Annotated in this window: 20 protein-coding genes and 1 tRNA gene; 8 read left to right on the top strand and 13 right to left on the bottom strand. The window is 73.8% G+C overall.

Annotated elements, in window-relative coordinates:
• Positions 1-50 precede the first annotated feature (50 nt).
• The 3 genes from ACFVHK_RS06455 to ACFVHK_RS06445 all read left to right on the top strand — a co-directional run bounded on the left by ACFVHK_RS06455 (position 51) and on the right by ACFVHK_RS06445 (position 4,148).
• The gene (locus ACFVHK_RS06455) at positions 51-1,256 is read left to right on the top strand and encodes a flavin-containing monooxygenase (RefSeq protein ID WP_376928089.1); all 1,206 of its coding nucleotides are present in this window, start codon (positions 51-53) and stop codon (positions 1,254-1,256) included.
• A gap of 51 nt (positions 1,257-1,307) precedes the next feature.
• A tRNA-Ser gene (locus ACFVHK_RS06450) sits at positions 1,308-1,397 on the top strand.
• Between the two features lie 183 nt (positions 1,398-1,580).
• Positions 1,581-4,148 carry an FG-GAP repeat domain-containing protein gene (locus tag ACFVHK_RS06445; RefSeq protein WP_376928088.1) on the top strand — a complete coding sequence of 856 codons (2,568 nt, stop codon included), beginning with the start codon at positions 1,581-1,583 and terminating at the stop codon, positions 4,146-4,148.
• 6 nt (positions 4,149-4,154) lie between these two features.
• On the opposite strand, the gene ACFVHK_RS06440 is transcribed toward ACFVHK_RS06445, so the two are convergent.
• Positions 4,155-5,237, bottom strand: coding sequence for a DNA polymerase IV (locus tag ACFVHK_RS06440; RefSeq protein ID WP_376928087.1), 1,083 nt, complete (start codon positions 5,235-5,237; stop codon positions 4,155-4,157).
• A 120-nt stretch (positions 5,238-5,357) separates the two neighbouring features.
• On the opposite strand from ACFVHK_RS06440, the gene ACFVHK_RS06435 reads away from it, so the two are divergent.
• Positions 5,358-5,621, top strand: a complete 264-nt coding sequence (locus ACFVHK_RS06435) for a GlsB/YeaQ/YmgE family stress response membrane protein (protein WP_129234808.1) — start codon at positions 5,358-5,360, stop codon at positions 5,619-5,621.
• A gap of 80 nt (positions 5,622-5,701) precedes the next feature.
• Here the strand turns inward: ACFVHK_RS06435 and ACFVHK_RS06430 are convergent, their stop codons facing one another.
• From ACFVHK_RS06430 to ACFVHK_RS06420, 3 genes are all read right to left on the bottom strand, one after another.
• A complete protein-coding gene (locus tag ACFVHK_RS06430; RefSeq protein ID WP_376928086.1) occupies positions 5,702-6,538 on the bottom strand; it encodes a universal stress protein in 837 nt (278 codons plus the stop codon).
• 87 nt (positions 6,539-6,625) lie between these two features.
• Entirely contained in the window at positions 6,626-7,378 is a 753-nt protein-coding gene (locus tag ACFVHK_RS06425) for a glutamine amidotransferase (RefSeq protein WP_376928085.1), read from the bottom strand.
• A complete protein-coding gene (locus ACFVHK_RS06420; RefSeq protein ID WP_376928084.1) occupies positions 7,375-8,100 on the bottom strand; it encodes a LysR family transcriptional regulator substrate-binding protein in 726 nt (241 codons plus the stop codon). The genes ACFVHK_RS06425 and ACFVHK_RS06420 overlap by 4 nt, the downstream gene beginning before the upstream one ends.
• A 128-nt stretch (positions 8,101-8,228) precedes the next feature.
• On the opposite strand from ACFVHK_RS06420, the gene ACFVHK_RS06415 reads away from it, so the two are divergent.
• Positions 8,229-8,630 (top strand): DUF5997 family protein, encoded by a 402-nt coding sequence (locus ACFVHK_RS06415; protein WP_376928317.1) that lies wholly within the window; start codon positions 8,229-8,231, stop codon positions 8,628-8,630.
• A gap of 78 nt (positions 8,631-8,708) precedes the next feature.
• Here ACFVHK_RS06415 and ACFVHK_RS06410 read toward each other — a convergent pair whose 3' ends face one another.
• On the bottom strand, positions 8,709-9,341 hold the full coding sequence (locus tag ACFVHK_RS06410) for an alpha/beta hydrolase (RefSeq protein ID WP_376928083.1): 633 nt from the start codon (positions 9,339-9,341) through the stop codon (positions 8,709-8,711).
• Between the two features lie 92 nt (positions 9,342-9,433).
• On the opposite strand from ACFVHK_RS06410, the gene ACFVHK_RS06405 reads away from it, so the two are divergent.
• Positions 9,434-10,015, top strand: coding sequence for an NUDIX hydrolase family protein (locus ACFVHK_RS06405; protein WP_376928082.1), 582 nt, complete (start codon positions 9,434-9,436; stop codon positions 10,013-10,015).
• Between the two features lie 54 nt (positions 10,016-10,069).
• Here ACFVHK_RS06405 and ACFVHK_RS06400 read toward each other — a convergent pair whose 3' ends face one another.
• The 4 genes from ACFVHK_RS06400 to ACFVHK_RS06385 form a co-directional block, all read right to left on the bottom strand.
• Complete coding sequence (locus ACFVHK_RS06400) at positions 10,070-10,573, bottom strand: GNAT family N-acetyltransferase (RefSeq protein ID WP_129235811.1); 504 nt, start codon at positions 10,571-10,573, stop codon at positions 10,070-10,072.
• 93 nt (positions 10,574-10,666) lie between these two features.
• A complete protein-coding gene (locus ACFVHK_RS06395) occupies positions 10,667-12,223 on the bottom strand; it encodes a DEAD/DEAH box helicase (RefSeq protein ID WP_376928081.1) in 1,557 nt (518 codons plus the stop codon).
• Between the two features lie 228 nt (positions 12,224-12,451).
• On the bottom strand, positions 12,452-13,084 hold the full coding sequence (locus ACFVHK_RS06390) for a DUF1684 domain-containing protein (protein WP_242492411.1): 633 nt from the start codon (positions 13,082-13,084) through the stop codon (positions 12,452-12,454).
• Entirely contained in the window at positions 13,078-13,656 is a 579-nt protein-coding gene (locus ACFVHK_RS06385; protein ID WP_376928080.1) for a hypothetical protein, read from the bottom strand. The genes ACFVHK_RS06390 and ACFVHK_RS06385 overlap by 7 nt, the downstream gene beginning before the upstream one ends.
• A 113-nt stretch (positions 13,657-13,769) precedes the next feature.
• On the opposite strand from ACFVHK_RS06385, the gene ACFVHK_RS06380 reads away from it, so the two are divergent.
• Positions 13,770-15,035, top strand: coding sequence for a hypothetical protein (locus ACFVHK_RS06380; RefSeq protein ID WP_376928079.1), 1,266 nt, complete (start codon positions 13,770-13,772; stop codon positions 15,033-15,035).
• Positions 15,036-15,057: 22 nt separating this feature from the next.
• On the opposite strand, the gene ACFVHK_RS06375 is transcribed toward ACFVHK_RS06380, so the two are convergent.
• On the bottom strand, positions 15,058-15,822 hold the full coding sequence (locus ACFVHK_RS06375) for an SDR family NAD(P)-dependent oxidoreductase (protein WP_376928078.1): 765 nt from the start codon (positions 15,820-15,822) through the stop codon (positions 15,058-15,060).
• Between the two features lie 51 nt (positions 15,823-15,873).
• On the opposite strand from ACFVHK_RS06375, the gene ACFVHK_RS06370 reads away from it, so the two are divergent.
• On the top strand, positions 15,874-16,485 hold the full coding sequence (locus ACFVHK_RS06370) for a hypothetical protein (RefSeq protein ID WP_376928077.1): 612 nt from the start codon (positions 15,874-15,876) through the stop codon (positions 16,483-16,485).
• Here the strand turns inward: ACFVHK_RS06370 and ACFVHK_RS06365 are convergent.
• The 3 genes from ACFVHK_RS06365 to ACFVHK_RS06355 form a co-directional block, all read right to left on the bottom strand.
• Complete coding sequence (locus ACFVHK_RS06365; RefSeq protein WP_376928076.1) at positions 16,472-17,092, bottom strand: CGNR zinc finger domain-containing protein; 621 nt, start codon at positions 17,090-17,092, stop codon at positions 16,472-16,474. The genes ACFVHK_RS06370 and ACFVHK_RS06365 overlap by 14 nt on opposite strands.
• A gap of 93 nt (positions 17,093-17,185) precedes the next feature.
• The gene (locus tag ACFVHK_RS06360; protein WP_129235868.1) at positions 17,186-17,683 is read right to left on the bottom strand and encodes a SprT-like domain-containing protein; all 498 of its coding nucleotides are present in this window, start codon (positions 17,681-17,683) and stop codon (positions 17,186-17,188) included.
• Positions 17,684-17,749: 66 nt separating this feature from the next.
• Complete coding sequence (locus tag ACFVHK_RS06355; protein ID WP_376928075.1) at positions 17,750-18,922, bottom strand: PQQ-dependent sugar dehydrogenase; 1,173 nt, start codon at positions 18,920-18,922, stop codon at positions 17,750-17,752.
• Positions 18,923-18,930: the final 8 nt, after the last annotated feature.

The following is an 18,930-nucleotide window of genomic DNA, read 5'->3' as shown; positions in this document are numbered from 1 at the left end:
GCGGGACCATGGTCATGGTCGCGCGCCGGCTCCGCGCCTAGCCTTGGGACGTGCTCGCGGACGTGGACGTCCTCGTGGTCGGTGCGGGCCAGGCCGGTCTTGCCGTCAGTCACGCGCTCACGGCGAACGGCGTCGACCACGTCGTGCTCGACCGCGACCGAGCAGGCGGAGCGTGGGCGGAGCGCTGGGACAGCTTCTGCCTGGTCACGCCGAATCACACCATCCGCCTTCCCGGTGGCGAGTACCGGGGCGACGACCCGGCCGGATACCTGACCCGGGCCGAGGTCATCGCGCACCTGCGCGCCTATGCGGAGTCGTTCGGCGCCCCCGTGGTCGAGCACGTCGGGGTGGATGCCCTCCGCCCGACCGACGGGGGATTCGTCGCCGACACCACTGAGGGAGAGGTCCGGGCCCGACGGGTCGTGGCGTGCACCGGCGCGTTCCAGCGCGAGCGGCGACCGCCGATCGCGGACGTGCTCGCGGTCCACCTGCCGGTCATCGGATCGGCCTCCTATCGATCGCCCGACTCGGTGCCCGGTGGCCGGGTCCTCGTGATCGGGGGCGGGCAGACCGCCGCGCAGATCAGCGAGGAACTCCTGCTCGCGGGCCGGGAGGTGGTGCTCGCCGCGGGACGCGCGCCCGCGATGCCGCGGCGGGTCGGCGACCGCGACGGCGTGGACTGGCTGATCGACGCGGGCTTCTTCGAGCAGACGGTCGCCGACCTGCCGGGTCCGGCCGCGCGCCTCGGCGCGAATCCGCTCGTGACCGGCCAGCGCGGCGGGTACGACCTCAACCTGCGCACCCTCGCAGCCCATGGAGCCCGACTCACGGGACGCGTGCGGGGTGTGGACGCCGGTCGGCTGGTGGTCTCCGAGGGCCTCGAGGAGGCGATCGCGTCGGGCGACGCGGGCTGGGCCGCGGTCTGCCACCTGGTCCGCGTGGCCGCGGAGCGGATCGGGGTGCCGGTGCCCGACCTGCCCGAGATGCCCGGCGAGCCCATCTCCGCGGCCCCGCCGCCGCGCATCGACGAGCTCTCCGCCGTGATCGTCGCCTGCGGGTTCCGTTCGGACTACGGCTGGATCGGATCGCCCGACCTCGTGGACGACCTCGGGTTCCCCGAGCAGCACGACGGCGCCAGCGACACGGTGCCCGGGCTGTACTTCGTGGGTGTGCCCTGGCTCCGGACGCGGAAGTCGCCGCTGCTCATGGGCGTCGGGGAGGACGCCGACGTGGTGGTCGCGCAGTTGGCCGGCTAGCGGCATCCCCTCGTTTTGGCGCCTCGCGCGGAGGCCGCTATCATCGATCTCGGTACCGTGTCCGAGCGGCCGAAGGTGCAACTCTCGAAAAGTTGTGTGCGTGAAAGCGCACCGTGGGTTCAAATCCCACCGGTACCGCCAACCGAACGCCCCGCATCTTCGTGATGCGGGGCGTTCGTCGTGGTGGCCCCTGAACGGGTCCTTGCGCCTGTCGGCGACCTCTCAATACCGTGGCCCGCGAACTGGGTGACCGAACCTCTTGTGCGTCGGGAACGACTGCTCGCGGAGCCTCGGGGTGCGGTGATACGCGCGTGAGGATGATCGATGACTGGTGTGAAGAGGTTCCTGAGCCGAGTTCGAGCGGAAGCCGCCGCCGCGGCGAGTCACCGCCATCGCCACCACGACCGCCGGCCCAGGCGGAGCAGCGGGGCACGGCCATCGGCCATCGGCCTCGTCGCGGTCGCCGCGCTGGTCGTCCCGGTGGCCGTGGGCTCACCGGCCGTGGGCGCGCCCGTGGTGGCGAAGCGGCCTCCCCTGGGTGACCCGGGCTGCGCATCCGCGCCGTCGGCCGGAACGCCGGTCAGCCCGATCGCCGCTGGATCGCCGTCCGGTCCGTACGCGACACCGGGGCTCGCGCTGCCGACCTGGTCGGACACGCAGTGGGCGCCCGCCGAGTACAACGACACCATCCAGCTCGGCGACGTCGACGGCGACGGGCTCTCCGAGCTGTTCGGCCGGACGGCGAACGGCCTCGACCTGCAGGGGTTCGACCACGACACGGGCCAGTGGCTGCCACTGGGTTCCCTGGACGCGGCACCGTTCAGCGACGCCGACGGCTGGACCGAGGCACGCTACTACGAGACCATCCAGACCGGCGACATCGACGGCTTCGCCGGCGTGGAGGTGTTCGGTCGCAGCGCGCACGGCGTCGTCGTCCAGTCCTTCGATCCGGACTCCCACTCGTGGGTGTCGTACCCGACGCTGGACCGGTTCACCGACTCCCAGGGGCTCGACCGGGCCGAGTACTACAGGACGTTGCAGTCGGCCGACATCGACGGCTCACAGCGTGCATCGGTCCTCGGCCGCACCCCCGGCGGCGTGAAGGTGTTCCAGTACCAGCCGTCGCCGGCCGAGGCATCCGCGGGCACGTGGGCGGAGCTGCCGACGCTCGACACGTTCATCACGCCGCACTGGGACGAGCCCGAGTACTACTCGACGTTGCAGGCGGCGGACCTCGACGGCGACGGGCGCGACGAGGTGCTCGCGCGCAACCGCGGCGGACTGGAGGCGTACACGTACGATCCCGTCGCGAAGTCCTGGACGGAGCTGCCGGTCCTCGGCGATCTCAGCGACGCCGACGGCTGGAAATCGGAGGCGCGCTACTCGACGATCCAGACGGCGGATCTCGACGGCGACGGGGCCGCGGACGTGCTCGGTCGCGGGAAGGACGGCATCGTCGCGTGGCGGTTCGTCGACGGCTCCTGGGTTCCGCTGCCCGACCTGACCACCGACTTCACCGATGCGGGGGGATGGAATCAGGCGAAGTACTACGTCACGATCCAGACCGGAGACATCGACGGCGACGGCGCCGCCGAGCTGATCGGTCGCGCCTCCGACGGCCTGCACACCTGGTCGCTGCACACCTCGAAGCGCAAGTGGGTCGAGCTCGGCGCCTCCGGCCCGTTCCCGGACGACGCCGGATGGCACCGGGAGATGTCCTACTCGACGATCCTCGTCGGCGAGATCGGCCTCACGTCGCAGGTCGGCGGCTCCTCCCACATCCCCGACCCGCGTGCCGAGGTCATCGGGCGCGGGCCGACGGGCGTGCAGACGTACCGTTGGAACACGAAGGGCCTCGCGTGGGAGAGCCCGTCGGCCGTGTTCCCCGACTACAGCACTGGGGCGGCGGGCAAGGCCTACGACCAGCTGAACTCCATGTTCGGCGGCACGATCGACCCCGGCTTCGACCTCCGCACCGCCTATCAGACGGCCGATGACGGGGCGTTCACGTGCTGGACGACCACGATCACAGCGCTCACGGCGAGCCAGCTCGGCGTGGCAGCGAGCGTCTGGACGCCCATGCAGGCGCAGTTGCTCGCCGAGATCGGTGCCGCGAAGGGTGTGGCGGACTGGTTCGAGGTCGTGCGCGGCCGGATCACCGACATGATCGCGCTCAAGAGCTTCGACGCGACGACCACGCGCCTGCAGTATTCCGAGAGCTCCAAGGCGAGCCTCGAGGCTTCCGTCTTCAACATCTTCGGGGGAGTCATCAGGTCGGCGGCGGTCGCGGGCGGACCCGCAGGTTCGGCCGTGGGTGGGCTCGTCGCTACGGCGATCTCGGCGGGCGTCGGATTCGCGACATCACCGACCACGGGCGAACTGCAGGGCGACTACCTCAAGATCGAGGCCGGCCTCGAGACGTCGTACCAGGACGCCCTCACCGGCAACGGGAACGCTCGCGCGGCCGTCGCCGCCGACTACGGCCGCCTGACGGCCGGCGACCTCCTCATCGAGGCCCTCGTCTGGGCGGAACCGCAGGCGGACGTCGAGGCCCGCATGACGGCCGCGTCGCTGCGCTCCTACACGATCTCGACGTGGCAGATGCTGACGCCCGCGATCTGGAACGTGTACGCGGCCGGCGACGACACCGAATACTGCTCGAATGCGCAGGGTGCGTGCTGGGGACTGTACGACGGCCTGTTCCTCCACGTGAAGGACGAGTTCGTCCACCAGTTGTTCCATTCGCCCGCCTCCAGCTGCGCGACGACCTGGAATTTCGATACCTGCAACCTGGATCAGAGCAAGGAGGACGTCTTCCGCGGGCTCGACGGGTGGGACATCCCCTGCCGATCCGACGAGTACTCGGCCGCTGGGTGCCCGCCCGGGGCGTGATGCGGGTCACCACCCGCTGCGCCTCGGCGTGTGCCCGTCGCGGGCGTCCTCGGGCATCGGCATCTCGGCGCGGAGGCCGAGCAGCCGCACCGCCCGCGAGGCGTCGCGCTTGGCCGCGAGCTCGAGCACGTGCGCGAGCACCTCGTCGGGGTCGGTCGTGGGCGGGCTGATGCGCCGGCTGAACGTCTTCGTCGTGAACGGGACGTAGCGCACCTTCAGGGTGAGGCCGATGACCGGGCGACCCTCCGCGGCGACGTCGGCCATCACCCGCGTGACGAGGTCGCCGAGCGCGGACTCGACCTGCTCCGGCTCGGTGAGGTCCCGCTGGTACGTGGTCTCGCGGCTGTGGCCGCGGGCCACCCACGGGGTGTCGTCCACCACGCGCGTGCCCTCCCCGCGACCGAGCTGCCGGTACCACGGCCCCATCCGCGGACCGAACTCGGCGACGAGCACCTCCGGGTCGGCGTCGGCGAGCTGGGCCACGGTCTCGATGCCGTGCGCGGCGAGCCGCTTCCCGATGCGTGATCCGATGCCCCACACGGCCGTCGCCGGCCGCTCGCCCATGACCGCCATCCAGTTCGCCGCCGTGAGTCGGAACACGCCGCCGGGCTTGCCGAACCCCGTCGCCACCTTCGCGCGCAGCAGCGTGTCGCCGATGCCGACGCTGCAGTGCAGTCCGGTTCGCTCGAGCACCTCGCGCTGCAGGTCTCGCGCCGTCGCCTCGGGGAAGGCGACGTCCACGCCGACGAACGCCTCGTCCCACCCGAGCACCTGCACGACGGCGCCGGGGTGCGCCCGCAGCGTTTCCATGACCTCGGCGGATGCCGCGGTGTACGCGGGCGCGTCGACCGGCAGGATCACCGCGTCCGGCGCCTTCCGGGCGGCGATCCGCAGCGGCATCCCCGATCCGACGCCGAACTCGCGGGCCTCGTACGACGCGGTCGAGACGACGGCGCGCTCGGTCGGGTCGCCGCGCCCGCCGACGATCACGGGCCGGCCGGCGAGCTCCGGATGCCGCAGCACCTCGACCGCGGCGATGAACTGGTCGAGGTCGACGTGCAGCACCCAGGCGTGCGCGCGTGCCCCCATGCAGCCAGACTCGCGCCGCTCGGGCGCGGCCCGCAAGTACAGGAGGTCGACACACCCGCACAACCTCTTGCACTCAGGAAGCATTCAGGAGGACAGTTGGCAGCAACGGAAGGAGAATCGATGAGTTTCCTCGCATTCCTGCTCCTCGGCCTCATCGCTGGAGCGATCGCCAAGCTGATCCTGCCCGGAAAGCAGGGCGGCGGCTGGTTCATCACCCTCTTGCTCGGCGTCATCGGCGCCCTGCTCGGCGGATGGCTCGGCAGCGTGCTGTTCGGCGTCGGCCTCGAGGAGTTCTGGGACCTCAGCACCTGGCTGCTCGCCATCGGCGGCGCCATCATCGTGCTGCTGATCTACGGACTCATCGTCGGTCGGAAGAAGTCCTGACCCACGAAGCTCCACCGGACGGCCCGGTCGACCTCGCGTCGACCGGGCCGTCGGACGTCCGGAGGGCCCGTTCGGCGCGGTCAGCCGGCGGGTGACCGGGATCCGTGCGTCGGCGGCACGACGATGGTGGGGCAGCGCGCGTTCGTGACCACCGCGTGACTGACCGATCCCAGGAACAGCCGGCGCACGGGGCCGAGCCTGCGCGAGCCCACGATCACGGCGTCGTGATCCTGCGCCCGCCGGAGGAGCATCGCCGCGACGGGACCGGATTCGACGTGCGTCACGATCTCGAGGTCGGGGTGCTCGTGCCGGGCGGGGGCGAGTGCCTCCTCGAGCTCCTCGACGTCGTCGCCGACCGTGTGCGATCGGGAGCCGACGTGCATCGCGTGCAGCGCTTCGCTGACGGAGACGGCGTACGCCGCAGCGAACCGGCACAGGTCCCGGGCGGCCGGCCCGTGGTCGACGGCCACGAGGACTCCCGAGCGGGGCCGCACGTCGCCGGTGGGGATCACCGCGACGGGGCCGCCGGCCATGCCGCAGAGCCGCACCCCGAGGCGAGAACTGTGCCAGAACTCGTCCGTCCGGCCGTTCTCGGCACCGACGACGACGAGCCGGTCGTCGCCCGTGCGATCGCAGAGCGCGTCGCCCGGCTCATCACGCAGCACCTCGAACGCGACGTCGAGCGAGGGATGCTCCGACCTGACCCGCGCAACTGCGGCCGCGGCCTCGGTCTCGGCGACCCTGACGAGCTCCGCGGTCTCGCGATCGTCCCCGGCGATGGAGTTCGGGTCGACTGCGCGCAGGAGCTCGAGGGACCGCGCGCCCTCCGGTTGCCGCTCCGCTCGGCCGATGGCCCAGGCCAGCGCCGTCTCGGCGGTCTCGCTTCCGTCCCATCCGACGACCGTCGTCTCGTGCATGTCGCGCCTCCGATCCGCGTTCCACTCCGAGGCTGCCCGATCCGGCCCGCCGACGGGGAGCCGAAGGTCCGCCGGGTCGCGGACCGGTCAGCCCGCGGTGCGGGCGTCGGCGAGTTCGACGAAGCGGCGCAGCATCCGCTGCGGTTCGGTGACGGATGCCGAGTTCACGCGGTCGCGCAGCGTCTCGAGTTCGTGCGCCGGGAAGTAGCCGTGGTGCCGGTACACCCGGGCGCGGGCGATGAAGTCGGCCGCGGAGACCTCCGGGTGGAACTGCGTGGCGTACACGCTGGTCCCGGCACGGAAGACCTGCACCGGACATCCCGCCGAGCGGGCGAGGTGGACGACGTCGTCGGGCAGGCGGCTCGTGGCCTCCTTGTGGCCGACGAGGGCGTCGAATCGCGCGGGCAGCACGCCCACGAGCGGGTCGCTCCGGCCGGCGTCGGTGAGCGTGACCTCGACAGGGGCCGCCTCCTCGCCGTAGAGCGTCCCGACCTCGCCGCCGAGGACCCGGGTCAGGATTCCGATGCCGTAGCAGGTGAACAGCACCGGATGGTCGGCGGCCAGCGCGCGCTCGGCGAGGCGGGCCAGGTCGGCCTCGACCCGGAGCTGCGTCGGATGCTTGCCCTGCTCGGGTGTGGTCACGTTGTACGGGCTGCCGCCGACGACGATGCCCGCGTACCGGCGCGGATCGAGGTCGCCGATCGACTCGACGTCGAGTCGCACGTGGTCGAGCCGGCCCGCGTCGAGGCCCGACGCGCGGCGCACCGACTCGTACTCGGGGCCGACCGCCTCGACCTCGGGTCGTGCGGAGAGGAACAGGAAGTCGCGCGGCCCGGTCATCGGCGCTTGCCGCCCTTCCGCCGACCCTGGGCGCCCGCCCTGCGGGCGCCGCCGGCTCCGCCACCGTGCCTCCCACGTGCGGTGCGTCCCGATCCGCCGGCGCCGCGCTTGTCGCCGCCGCGGCGATCGGTCCGCGCATCGCCGGACGGGCCCGTGGCCTCCACCTGCCCGCCGCTCCGCGAGCTGCGCGCGGTGCGGCCGCGGACGACGCCCACGAACTCCTGGATGTCCTCGTCGTCGCGGGCGACCCGCCAGACGAGCGCGATGCGCGTGGTCGGCGCATCCGTCACCGGGACCGCGACCACGTCGCGGCGATGGTGCAGGCGGGCGACGCCGTGCGGCATCATCGCCCATCCCGTCCCGGCCGCGACGAGCTCGACGGTCATCGCCGGGTCCTCCTGCTCGGGGGCCCGCGGCTCGTCGGCGAGGTCGGCCAGCACGAGCGACTCCGCCTCCGCGAACGCGTGGTCCTTGGGGAGCACCGCGACGGCGACCTCCTCCCACAGCGGGATGACGTGCAGCTCCTCCTCGTCACCGTCGACGGGCAGGCGAACGAACGCGAGGTCGGCCGCTCCGGCGCGCAGCTCGAGCAGCTGACCGGCCTCGTCGACCCGTGTCGCCTCGAGCGGAAGGTCGGGCCGTCGGTCGGCCCAGGCCCGGAGCCACTTCGCGGGGCTCACCCCCGCGACGTACCTCAGCCGCAGCGACACGTTCGTCCTCATTCCCGCCGCGTGCGCGGCCCTCTCAGGCTAGCGCCGGGCGGGCCGAGCCGACGTCCCGATGCGCGCCCGGACGCCGACGCGACTAGCGTGGAGGGGTGAACGCCGACAAGCCCCGCCAGTCCCAGTCGATGAAGCCGGAGACGGCGGCCAAGAAGCTCGGCGTCCTGCTCGATGCGACGCCCGATGACTTCCGCGCCTCGCCGGTCACGCGCGACGAACTCGCCGCCCTGCAGGCCGACCCGCCCGAGTGGCTCGCGACCCTGCGACGCGAGGGCCCGCACCCGCGGGGCGTCGTCGCCGCGAAGCTGGGCGTCTCGAACTCCGGTCTCGCCCGCGCCGGCATCACCGACCCGCTGACCACCGCCGAGATCAAGGCGCTGCTCGAGGCGCCGCCCGCGTGGCTCGTCGAGGAGCGTTCGCGTCAGGCCGGCGTGCGCGCCGAGAAGCGACGCATCGCGGAGCGCGACGCCGAGCGTGCCGCGCGCGGCGACGAGGGTCGCGGCGGCGGCGGAGGCGGCGCCGGCGTCTGAGCCCGAGGCCCGCGGTCCGAGGCCCGAGGCCCGAGGCCCGAGGCCGGGCAGCCGCGACGCGACGTGACCCGACGCGGGTCAGGCGGCGTAGCGCGCCGCGAGGAACGCCCGGACGTCGCCGATCTCGCGGTCGGACACCGAGTGGCCGAGGCCCTCGTACACGCGCTGGTCCAGCGACGCGTGCGCGGGCAGCCACTCCTGCGTGCGCACCACCGACGTCGACGGGATCACCTCGTCGACCGTGCCGCGCCCCCAGAAGACGGGCGGCGCGAGCGCCGCCATCCGCTCGTCGCCCTCACGCGTGCCCGGCAGCGCGAACCCGGCGAGGCTCACCGCGAACGCGAACCGCTCGGGCGCTCGGCGCAGCAGCTCGAGCGCCATCGCCCCGCCCTGCGAGAAGCCGAGCAGGCCCACGGATGCCTCGCCCGGCGCGACCCGGTCGAGCCACTCGATCACGGCGGTCGTCGCCTCCTCGGCACCGGTCATCGCGAACTCCTCGCCCTGCGCGAGGAGCGGGAACCAGGCGTGGCCGTAGCCGGTCGAGATCGGGGCGCGGAGCGAGGCGATCGCGGGCTCGAGCGGCAGGTACGGGCTCAGGCCGAAGAGGTCGCCCTCGTGCGAGTTGTAGCCGTGGAGGAGCACCAGGAGGGGCCGGCCGGCCCGGTCGGCCGGCGATGCCGACCACATCACCGCCTCGTCGTCGATCCGCATCCGGGCATCGTACCCCGGCGCGAGAGCCCCACTCGTCGCGGCTGACGCCGCGGTTCCCGCCGCTCTCGCGACACGTGGGGCAGAATCGACCCATGGCCGTACGCACCCCGGACCCGGACTGGAACCCCGACGACGAACCCGCCGTCCAGCCTCCCGCCAATCCCGGCTGGCTCTCCGACCTCGAGCTCGCCGAGATCCGCGGCCGCCTGCCGCTGCTCTACGTCGAGGCGGTGCCCGTGCGCGTCGACGGCGTCGGCCAGGTCACCGAGGTGGGCGTCCTCCTCCGTGCGAACGCGGTCGGCGAGATGACGCGCACGCTCGTCTCCGGGCGCGTGATGTACGGCGAGACGATCCGCGACGCGCTGTTCCGCCACCTCGAGAAGGACCTCGGTCCGATGGCGTTCCCGCAGCTGCCGGCGAGCCCGGTGCCCGCGACGGTCGCCGAGTACTTCCCGATGCCGGGCATCTCGCCGTTCACGGACGAGCGCCAGCACGCCGTCTCGCTCGCCTACGTCGTGCCCGTGACGGGCACGTGCGAACCGCGCCAGGACGCGCTGGAAGTCACGTGGGTCTCGCCCGCCGAGGCGGCGAGCGAGACGTTCGGTGCCGAGATGGAGGGCGGGCGCGGCGCACTGCTGCGTCGCGCGCTCGCCGCGGTCGGCGCACTCGACTGAGCGGATGCCGCGAGGCGGGTGCCGCCGGCGCCGCCTCCGGTGGCGGGCTGCGCGTCAGCGCACCAACCGCACCTCGTGGATGCTCTCGCCGAGGAACGGCTCGTCGTGGGAGACGCCGTCGGCCGTGAAGCCGTTGCGCTCGTAGAAGTGGACCGCGCGCTCGTTCGCCGACGGCACCCAGAGGTAGACGGAGCCCTCGCCGACGGTCGCGTCGAACAGCTTCTGCCCGATGCCCTTGCCGTGGTGCGCGTCGAGGAGGTGGATGAAGAACAGCTCGCGCTCGCGCGGAGCATCCTCGTCGCGGGCGGGGCCCGCCCCGGCGAACCCGACGATCTCGCCGTCGACGAGTGCGGCCACGTGCGTGAACTCGTCGCCCTGGCTCATCCAGTGGGTCCAGAGCTCGGCCATCCGGCGCGGCGAGAGGTTCTCGAGCGTCGCCGCGCTCACCAGCTGGTCGTAGTCCTCGTGCCAGCACTGCGCGTGGACCCGGCCGAGCGCCTCGGCGTCGGAATCACGGATGGGGCGGATGACGACATCGGCAACGACTTCGGTGCTCATGGGGCTCAGGCTAACCCGGCCCGCCACCACGGGCGAAATCGACGACGGCCCCGCCACCCGAGTCGGGTGCGGGGCCGTCGAGGAGTTCGGGGCTCAGCCCTGGGCGCGCCGGTTCGTCCGGGTGCTGCGGTTGGGCGAGACGAGGCTGCCGACCCGCAGCGGCTGCTTCTGCGACCCGTGGGCGGATGCTCCGCGCTGCGCGCCGGCCGCCTGGCCGCCGCGGGACTGGCCGGAGCCCTGCTTCGGCGCGTGCGACCTGGCCTCGGCGGGGCGACCCGAACGGTCGCGTCGAGGCGCGGCGGGCGCGACGTCGGACTGACCCCCGCGGCCTCGGCTGCGGCGACCCTGGCCGGACGGCTGTGCGCCGCCCGCCGCCCGGTCGTCGCGTGCGGCGCGCTTGCGCTGCGCATTCGCGCCCTGCGAGCGGCCACCGCCCTGCTGCGGCTTCGCGTCGCGCGGCGCGGGCTTGACGTACGGGGCGACCTCGCCGACGAGCGCGACGACGTTGGGGGTGGTCGGCACGACCTTCTCGGGCGTCACGCGGATCTCCGCCTTGCGGAGGAGCTTGCCGAGGTCGTCCATCTGGGCGGGCAGTGCGATCGTCACGACGTCGCCCTCGCTGCCGGCACGCGCGGTGCGGCCCGAACGGTGCAGGTACGCCTTGTGCTCGGTCGGCGGGTCGACGTGGATGACGAGCTCGATGTCGTCGACGTGCACGCCGCGCGCGGCGACATCCGTGGCCACCATGACCTTGACCGAGCCGTCGCCGAACGCGGCCAGGTTGCGGTCGCGCTGCGGCTGCGAGAGGTTGCCGTGCAGGTCGACCGCGGGGATGCCCTGCTCGGTGAGCTTCTTCGCGAGCTTCTTCGCGTGGTGCTTGGTGCGCATGAACAGGATGCGGCGGCCGGTGCCCGACGCGAGGGTCTTCACGAGCTCGTGCTTGGCGTCGGTGTCGGGGACCTGGAACACGTGGTGGGTCATCGCGGCGACGGGCGAGTGCACCTCGTCGACCGAGTGGAGCACCTCGTTCTGCAGGTAGCGCTTCACGAGTCGGTCCACGCCGTTGTCGAGCGTCGCCGAGAAGAGCAGGCGCTGCCCGCCCGACGGGGTCTTGTCGAGGATGCGCGTCACGACCGGCAGGAAGCCGAGGTCGGCCATGTGGTCGGCCTCGTCGAGCACCGTGATCTCGACCGCGTCGAGGTGGGCGAAGCCCTGCTTCATGAGGTCCTCGAGGCGACCCGGCGTGGCCACGACGATGTCGACGCCCGCGCGGAGCGCGTCGGTCTGGCGCTTCTGGCTGATGCCGCCGAAGATGGTCGTCGCCTTCAGGCCGTAGGCGGCGGCGAGGGGCTCGATGGTCGCCGTGATCTGGGTGGCGAGCTCGCGGGTGGGGGCGAGCACGAGGCCGAGGGGCCGACCGGCGCGGCGACGGCCGCCGGCGAGCGTCGTGCCGAGGCGCGCGACCATGGGCAGCGCGAACGCGATGGTCTTGCCGGAGCCGGTCTTGCCGCGGCCGAGGACGTCGCGTCCGGCGAGCGTGTCGGGCAGGGTGTCGGCCTGGATGGGGAAGGCGGTGGTCTTCCCGTCCGCCGCGAGGGCGGCGACGAGGGGTGCGGGCACGCCGAGCGCGCCGAAGGTGATGTCGGTCAAGGGGGTCCGTTTCGGGAGGGCACGGCCGGATGCGCCGGTGCACAATGCGGCAGCGGCGGATGGACCCGGCGGTGGGTGGTGGCGAAGACGCCGGGCGGCGAATCCGTTCGCCGTATGAAGTCAACGGGCTCGAGGCCCGGAAGCGTGTCTACGACGCAGGCGGCGCGTTCATCGCGCTCGCCGACGCCAACCATAGCAGGAGGTGGATCCGGAAGGCTGTGCGAGCACTCAGCGCGGCATCCGCTCGCCGACCGGCACGGGCTCGCGGAGCGTGTTCCCCGGAGGCGCGAGCGGGCACGACCACGACGGGTCGTACGCGCACGACGGGTTGTACGCGAAGTTGAAGTCGACCACGAGGCTGTCGTCGTCGCCGGCCGAGCCGAGGTCGGCGCCCTTGACGGTGTCGAGCAGGTAGCGGCCGCCACCGTAGGTGCCGCCGGGCATGCCCGCGAGGCCGTCCTTGACCGGCAGGAACAGCCCGCCGCCGTACGCGGCGAGCCGCCACACGTCGAGCGTGCCGAGGTAGGGCAGCCGCACCGTGCCGACCAGCGAGAACGGGATCTTGCCGTCGGTCGAGCTGTCGACCACCATCCGCTGCGGTTCGTCGGGCCGGCGCACGTCGAGTTCGAACCGCCAGTCGGGGTCGTAGGGTGCGATGTCGAGTCCGGTGAAGCCCGCCCGGTCGTCGGGCAGCAGCGGCGACTGCGGGTGCCCCGCGAACAGCTCGTCGCGGCCCGAGCGCCACAGCTCGTGCCCCGCCGCCGGGTCGTGCACGCTGAGGTGCCGGACGCCCGCGTACAGCGCGAACACGTGCCGGCGCCAATCGGCGAGCTGCAGCGCTCCGATCGACGCGGTCACGATCCGGCGCCCCGGGCGATCGACTCGGCGGCGTCTCCGCCACGAGCGGCCCGCGCGGTCCTCACCGCCTCGGTGCGCTCGGCATCGGCCGTGCCCGGCGGGTCGTACGCCCACGTCGGCGCGAGCTGCCGCAGCCGCCGGCCGCGGTACTGCCAGAACGCCCACGTCGGGTACCAGTAGAGGGCGTCGAGGGCCCCGGCGCTCGCGCGCAGCTGGTCGCGGTAGAGCGTCCGCCCGTCGGGAAGCGGCGAGATCGCCATGCGGTGGTCCCAGTGCCGGAACGCCGAGAGCGGCCCGGTCACGGCGCCGCCCCCGTCGCGGAGCATCCGCACGCCGGGAGGCAGCCCGCCCGGGTACGACACGTCGACGTACTCCTCGCCGCTCGGGGCGATGCCGAACGCGAGCGCGCGCATCCGGTGCGGCCCCTCGGGCCACGTCGCCGGGAAGCCCTCGGCCTCGAGCGACTCGAAGTCGAGCCACGGCGCGACCACCTCGCGCAGCACGGCCGGGCTGCGGATCGCGCGCCACGCGGCATCCGCATCGCAGTCCAGGGTCAGCTTCAGCAGCACCCGCATGGCACGACCATAGGGGGCGACGGATGGCGCGTCCAAGTGGCCGCGCCGGATTCACGGGCGTCGCACGGCGACCGCTCGGCGAGGTCGCCGACGGTCCCGGTAGGCTCCCGACCATGGCCGACGCCGCCGATTGGCTGCCCTCCCTCGTCGTGTTCGGCACCGCCGCGCTCGCGTTCGTCGCCGGCGTGATCGGGTTCCGCCGGCTCGGCGCGCGACGCGAGGCGCGCGATGCCGCGGCGGCGCGCGAACTCGAGACGTCCGCCAAGGCGCGCCTGGTCGGCGCCGACGAGGCCGTGCGCGACGCGGTGCAGGAGATCCGGTTCGCGGAGGCGCAGTTCGGGCCCGAGGCGGCCCGCGGACTGGGCGAGACGGTCGACCGTGCGCGCGGATGGCTGCGCGAGGCCTTCCTGCTGCAACAGCGCATCGACGACGGCGGTCGGGCCACGGCGGCGGAGCGCCGCACCTGGAGCTCCCGCATCGCGTCGCTGTGCGACTCCGTCGAGCGCGCGCTCGCCGACGCCGAGGCGGAGCTCTCCGCGCGGCGCGCCGCCGAACGCGGTGCGGCCGACGATACCCCGGTGCTCCGCGAGCGCGAACGGCGGCTCCTCGCCAGGCGCGCGGATGCCGCATCCGCCCTCGAACGCCTCGGCACCCGGTTCTCGGCGTCGGCGCTCGCCGGGGCGCACGGATCGTTCGCTCGGGCCGAGCAGGACCTGTCGGCGGCCTCCGCCGCACTCGACGAGGGCGCACGGCGGATCGCCGAGGCGCCGGGGGAGCCCGTCGCGGGCCTCCTCGACCGCGCCGCCCACGCGCTGCAGCGCGCCGAGGGCGAGCTCGACCGGGTGGAGCACGTCGAACTCGACCTCGCGGCCGCGGCGCACGACGCCGAACGCGAGGCGGCCGGACTCGACGAGGAGCTCATCGCCGCGCGCCGCGAGCGCGACGGCGCCGCCGACCCGGAGGCGGGTGCCGCGCTCGCCGCGACGATCGGCGACCTGTCGCCCTTGCTCGTCGGCCGAGAGCACCGTGCCGACGACCCGTTCGCCGAACGCGACCGGCTGCGGGCTGCCCGCGACCGGCTCGAGGCGGTCCGCGCCACGGCCCGCCGCGCCCACGACCGGCTCGCCGGCGCGCGCGGCGCGCTGCCCGGTGCGATCGCCATCGCCGAGAGCCAGGTCCGCGTCGCGGGCGAGGCGCTCGAGCGGGCCCGAGCGTTCGCCGGAGCGGACGCGCGCACGCGGCTCGCCGAGGCGGAACGCCAGCTCGGCATCGCCCGGCGCGAGTCCGATCCGGTCGCCGCCCTCGACGCGGCACGACGTGCGGCGTCCAGGGCGAGCGACGCCGAGGCGCTCGCGCACTACGCGGCGCTGCACCGCTGACGTCCGCGGGACGCGCGCCCTCCTACTTGCCGCCGGCGATCAGGATGTCGGCACCCGACGTGTACGACGCGTCGTCGGAGAGCAGGTAGGCGACGGCGCCGGCGATCTCGTGCGGCTCCCCGGGGCGGCGCATCGGGATGTTGCCCGCGCGCTCGTCGGGCGCGTTCGGCCGGCCCGCTGCCGCGTGGATCTCGGTCCGGGTGGTACCCGGCGAGACCGTGTTCACGCGCACGCCGACCGCCGCGAACTCCTTGGCGAGGCCGGTCGTCATCGCGTTGAGCGCGGCCTTGCTCGCGGCGTACGGGATGTAGGTGTTCGGCGCGCCGTGCGTCGCCGCGCCGGAGGAGATGTTCACGATCGAGCCGCCGACGCCGCCGGCGGCGGTGGACATGTGCGCGATCGCGGACCGGCAGAGCACCATCGGGGCGAGGACGTTGATGCGGAACACGAGCTCGGCCTCCTCGATCGACCCGTCGAGGAAGGGCCCGATCATGCCCGTGATGCCCGCGTTGTTGACGAGGCCGGTCACGCGTCCGAACAGCCGGACGGCCTCGGGCACGATCTCGGCCGCGCGGTCGAGGTCGGCGAGGTCGAGCTGGAGGAGCTCGACGCGGGCGCCCATCGCGCGACATCCGTCGGCCGCCGACTCGGCATCGTCGCGGCGTTCGCGGTAGGTCAGCACCAGGTCGTGCCCGTCGGCCGCGAGCCGATCGGCGATCGCACGGCCGATGCCCCGGCCGCCGCCGGTGACGATCGTGACGGGCCGGTCATCGACATCCGAGGTCATGCATCCACCTTACGAGTGGGCGGTGCCGCGGCCATCGCGTAGCCTGACGCGGTGAGCGAGACGACCACGACCGACTCCACGACCGCGAACGCAGCGGTGCCCCCTTCGGCGCAGTCGAAGTACCAGGTGCGATTCGACCACGGGACGGGCGGCGTGCGCCGGATCGCGCGGGAGGCCGACGTCCTCGTGTGGGTCGACCAGGTGACGGATGCCGCGGGCGGCGCCGCCACGGACGGCGGGGCGCCCGGACTCCTCGTGCCGCGCGACGTGCTCGCCGACACCCCCGGCGCAGTGCTCGTCGCGGGCCTCGCCGACGCCGCGGCCGCCGCGGCGTGGATCCTCGCGGAGCAGGAGCGCCTGGGGCGCCGCGCCTTCCTGGCGATCGTCGCCGCCGGGCGCGCCGACGGCGGGTTCGCAGCCGACGACCTGCTCGCAGCGGGCGCCGTGATCGATGCGCTCGCCGAACTCGGCATCGACGACACGTCGCCGGAGGCGGCAGTCGCCTGCGCGTCGTACACGGGGCTCCGCCGCGCCGTCGCGCACCTCGCGACCGCGTCGGTCGGCGGGCGCGAGGCCATCGCGGCGGGGATCGACCCCGTGGTGCTGCGCCGGGCCGCGACCCGGGATGCGGGAGCGACTGCGCGGGTCGTCAGGCGGCGCTGAGCGCGACCTTCCCCGACTTCCGAGCGCGATGCGCGCGGACCTTGGCCCGGTTGCCGCAGCGCTGCATCGAGCACCACCTGCGGCTCGCCGCGCGCGAGGTGTCGAGGTAGACGATGCCGCAGTCGCCGGCGCAGATTCGCACCCGGCCGTGGTTCGACTCGCCGAAGCAGTCGACCGCATCGCGCGCGATCGTGGAGAGCGCCTGGCCGACGGTCTGGACCGACCGACCGGCCTGCCGGGAGCCGCCGTCGAGCGTCGGCGGGATGTCGGGCGTCGCGGCGTACAGGTTCACGACGTCGATGTCGGCCGTGGCCGGCGTCCCGCCGCGACCGGCGGCGAGCGCCAGGCGCGCGATCGCGTCGCGGAGCGAGGTCGCGTCGAACAGGTCGCGGGAGCGCGCGGGCGCGACGGGCATCGGGAAGCGGTCGCGCATCCACGCGGTGAGGTCGTCGGGGGAGTTCAGCCGTGCGGGGGCGACGGCGACGGCGACGGGGATCCCTCCGGTGTAGGCGAAGTCGAGCGCGAACGAACCGGAGTCGAACCACCACCGCCCGCTGTCGTCGGTGAACCACTGGCCGACGGGGATCGAGACGGTCGAGACGGGCACCGGACCAAACTACCGGCTGCGCGCGGTCGCGATCGCCACGATCGGGTCACGGTCACCGACCCGATCGCCGGGCTCGCGGTCCCGAGTCGCGGCTCAGTCGGCGGCCGCGCTCGCGGCCGCGCGCCGCATTGCCGCGGTGATCTCGCGCCGGTGCCACACGATGAGGTTCCGTCGGTCGAAGCCCCTGCGGCAGAGCCCGCAGCTCAGGGGTCGACTCGGCTCGCGGTAGCGGTAGTGCTCATGCCCCACCGGGCAGCGCCCGACCCAGGGGGCGAGTTCGTCGGCGACGGCGCCGTCGTGCGTGCGCCGGCCGACGTAGCCGATGTCGGCGGCGATCGTCGCCCACCGCGGCCCGTGGCCCGCGCGCGGGCCGGCGATGGCGTGCGCCACCTCGTGCAGCAGGATCTGGTGGATCTCGTCGTCGTCGTACCGGGACGCGAGGTAGCGCGAGACCGAGATCCGCCTGGCGGTGTAGTTGCAGAGGCCCGCCCGCTTCTTGGCGTTGTCGAAGGCGAAGCTCCACACGGCGGGGTCCAGGTGCAGGGCGATGAGCGCCTCAGCCCAGATCCGAACCCTCGCGAGATCCGCCATGCGATCGAGGATATCCCCGGGAGGTCTGCCGGGGGCCGATCCGGTGGTCCCCCGAACGGGGGCCGCTCAGTCGGCGTCGACGAGCGGGATCCGCACCAGGCGGTCGTCCCCCTCGCGCGGCGACCCCCGCCCGTCGGTGTTGTTCGTGAGCGCCCACAGCTCGCCGTCGGGCCCCGGGACCACGTCGCGCATCCGCCCGAGCTCGCCATCGAACGCGGCGTCGACCTCGGTCGGGGACGTCAGCGCCGGCGACGCGAACCACAGTCGCTCGCCGCGGAGCGCCGCGAGCACCACCGTGTCGCCGACGATCGCGATGCCGCTCGGGCTCGCCTCGGAGGTCGGCCACTGCACGGCCGGGTCGCGGAACCGTGCGTCGCCCGCGCGACCCTCGACGATCGGCCAGCCGTAGTTCCCGCCGGGCTCGATGCGGTTGAGCTCGTCCCACGTGTTCTGGCCGAACTCCGCCGCCCACATGCCGCCAGCGGCATCCCATGCCAGACCCTGCGGATTGCGGTGCCCGAGGCTCCAGACGAGGGTGCCCGACGGGTTGCCCGGGGCGGGCTCGCCGTCGGCCGTCATCCGCAGGATCTTCCCGCCGAGGGAGTCGGGATCCTGCGACAGGTCGCCGTCGCCCGCGTCGCCCGTCGTCGCGTACAGGAAGCCGTCGGGGCCGACGGCGAGGCGTCCACCGTTGTGGCGTCCGCCGCGGGGGATGCCGTCGAGCACGACCTCGGGCTCGCCGAGCCCGAGGTCGCCGGGTTCGCCGGTGTGGGGCATCCGCACGATGCGATTGTCCGAGTCGGTCGAGAAGTACGCGAAGACGGATGCCCGGTCGTCGCCGTCGCCCGGGAGGAACGCGAGCCCGAGCAGTCCGCCCTCCCCGCCCGCGACCACGTCGGTCAGGACTGCGACCTCGCGGAGGCCGCCGTCGGCGAGCACCTCGACGATCCGCCCGCGATCGCGCTCGCTCACGAGCACGCCGCCGTCCGGCAGGGGCAGGATCGACCACGGCGCCTCGAGCCCGCTCGCCAGCGTCTCGACGTCGCCCACGGGCCGCACGGCCGGAGGCGCCGAGACGGAGGGCGTCGTGGTCGGAGCGTCGGTCGGGGCGTTCACCACCGGACCGGAGCCCGCGTCGGGCGCGCAGCCCGCGAGCAGGGCGCCGGAGCCGGCGAGCATCGTCGTGGTCGCGGCGAGCAGCGCGACCCGGGCCCGGGTCCGCCCCGTGCGTCCGCGCATGTGCGACC

The organism is Agromyces binzhouensis (assembly GCF_042672355.1).
GTDB classification, from domain to species: domain Bacteria; phylum Actinomycetota; class Actinomycetes; order Actinomycetales; family Microbacteriaceae; genus Agromyces; species Agromyces binzhouensis.
Note: the sequence above shows the minus strand (reverse complement) of the source record. Positions and strands in the feature narration are given on the sequence as shown.

Coding starts and splice junctions, on each gene's coding strand:
- ACFVHK_RS06445 (WP_376928088.1), top strand. CDS start 1,581: ATGACTGGTGTGAAGAGGTTCCTGAGCCGAGTTCGAGCGGAAGCCGCC.
- ACFVHK_RS06440 (WP_376928087.1), bottom strand. CDS start 5,237: ATGGGGGCACGCGCGCACGCCTGGGTGCTGCACGTCGACCTCGACCAG.
- ACFVHK_RS06435 (WP_129234808.1), top strand. CDS start 5,358: ATGAGTTTCCTCGCATTCCTGCTCCTCGGCCTCATCGCTGGAGCGATC.
- ACFVHK_RS06430 (WP_376928086.1), bottom strand. CDS start 6,538: ATGCACGAGACGACGGTCGTCGGATGGGACGGAAGCGAGACCGCCGAG.
- ACFVHK_RS06425 (WP_376928085.1), bottom strand. CDS start 7,378: ATGACCGGGCCGCGCGACTTCCTGTTCCTCTCCGCACGACCCGAGGTC.
- ACFVHK_RS06420 (WP_376928084.1), bottom strand. CDS start 8,100: ATGAGGACGAACGTGTCGCTGCGGCTGAGGTACGTCGCGGGGGTGAGC.
- ACFVHK_RS06415 (WP_376928317.1), top strand. CDS start 8,229: ATGAAGCCGGAGACGGCGGCCAAGAAGCTCGGCGTCCTGCTCGATGCG.
- ACFVHK_RS06410 (WP_376928083.1), bottom strand. CDS start 9,341: ATGCGGATCGACGACGAGGCGGTGATGTGGTCGGCATCGCCGGCCGAC.
- ACFVHK_RS06405 (WP_376928082.1), top strand. CDS start 9,434: ATGGCCGTACGCACCCCGGACCCGGACTGGAACCCCGACGACGAACCC.
- ACFVHK_RS06400 (WP_129235811.1), bottom strand. CDS start 10,573: ATGAGCACCGAAGTCGTTGCCGATGTCGTCATCCGCCCCATCCGTGAT.
- ACFVHK_RS06385 (WP_376928080.1), bottom strand. CDS start 13,656: ATGCGGGTGCTGCTGAAGCTGACCCTGGACTGCGATGCGGATGCCGCG.
- ACFVHK_RS06380 (WP_376928079.1), top strand. CDS start 13,770: ATGGCCGACGCCGCCGATTGGCTGCCCTCCCTCGTCGTGTTCGGCACC.
- ACFVHK_RS06375 (WP_376928078.1), bottom strand. CDS start 15,822: ATGACCTCGGATGTCGATGACCGGCCCGTCACGATCGTCACCGGCGGC.
- ACFVHK_RS06360 (WP_129235868.1), bottom strand. CDS start 17,683: ATGGCGGATCTCGCGAGGGTTCGGATCTGGGCTGAGGCGCTCATCGCC.
- ACFVHK_RS06355 (WP_376928075.1), bottom strand. CDS start 18,922: ATGCGCGGACGCACGGGGCGGACCCGGGCCCGGGTCGCGCTGCTCGCC.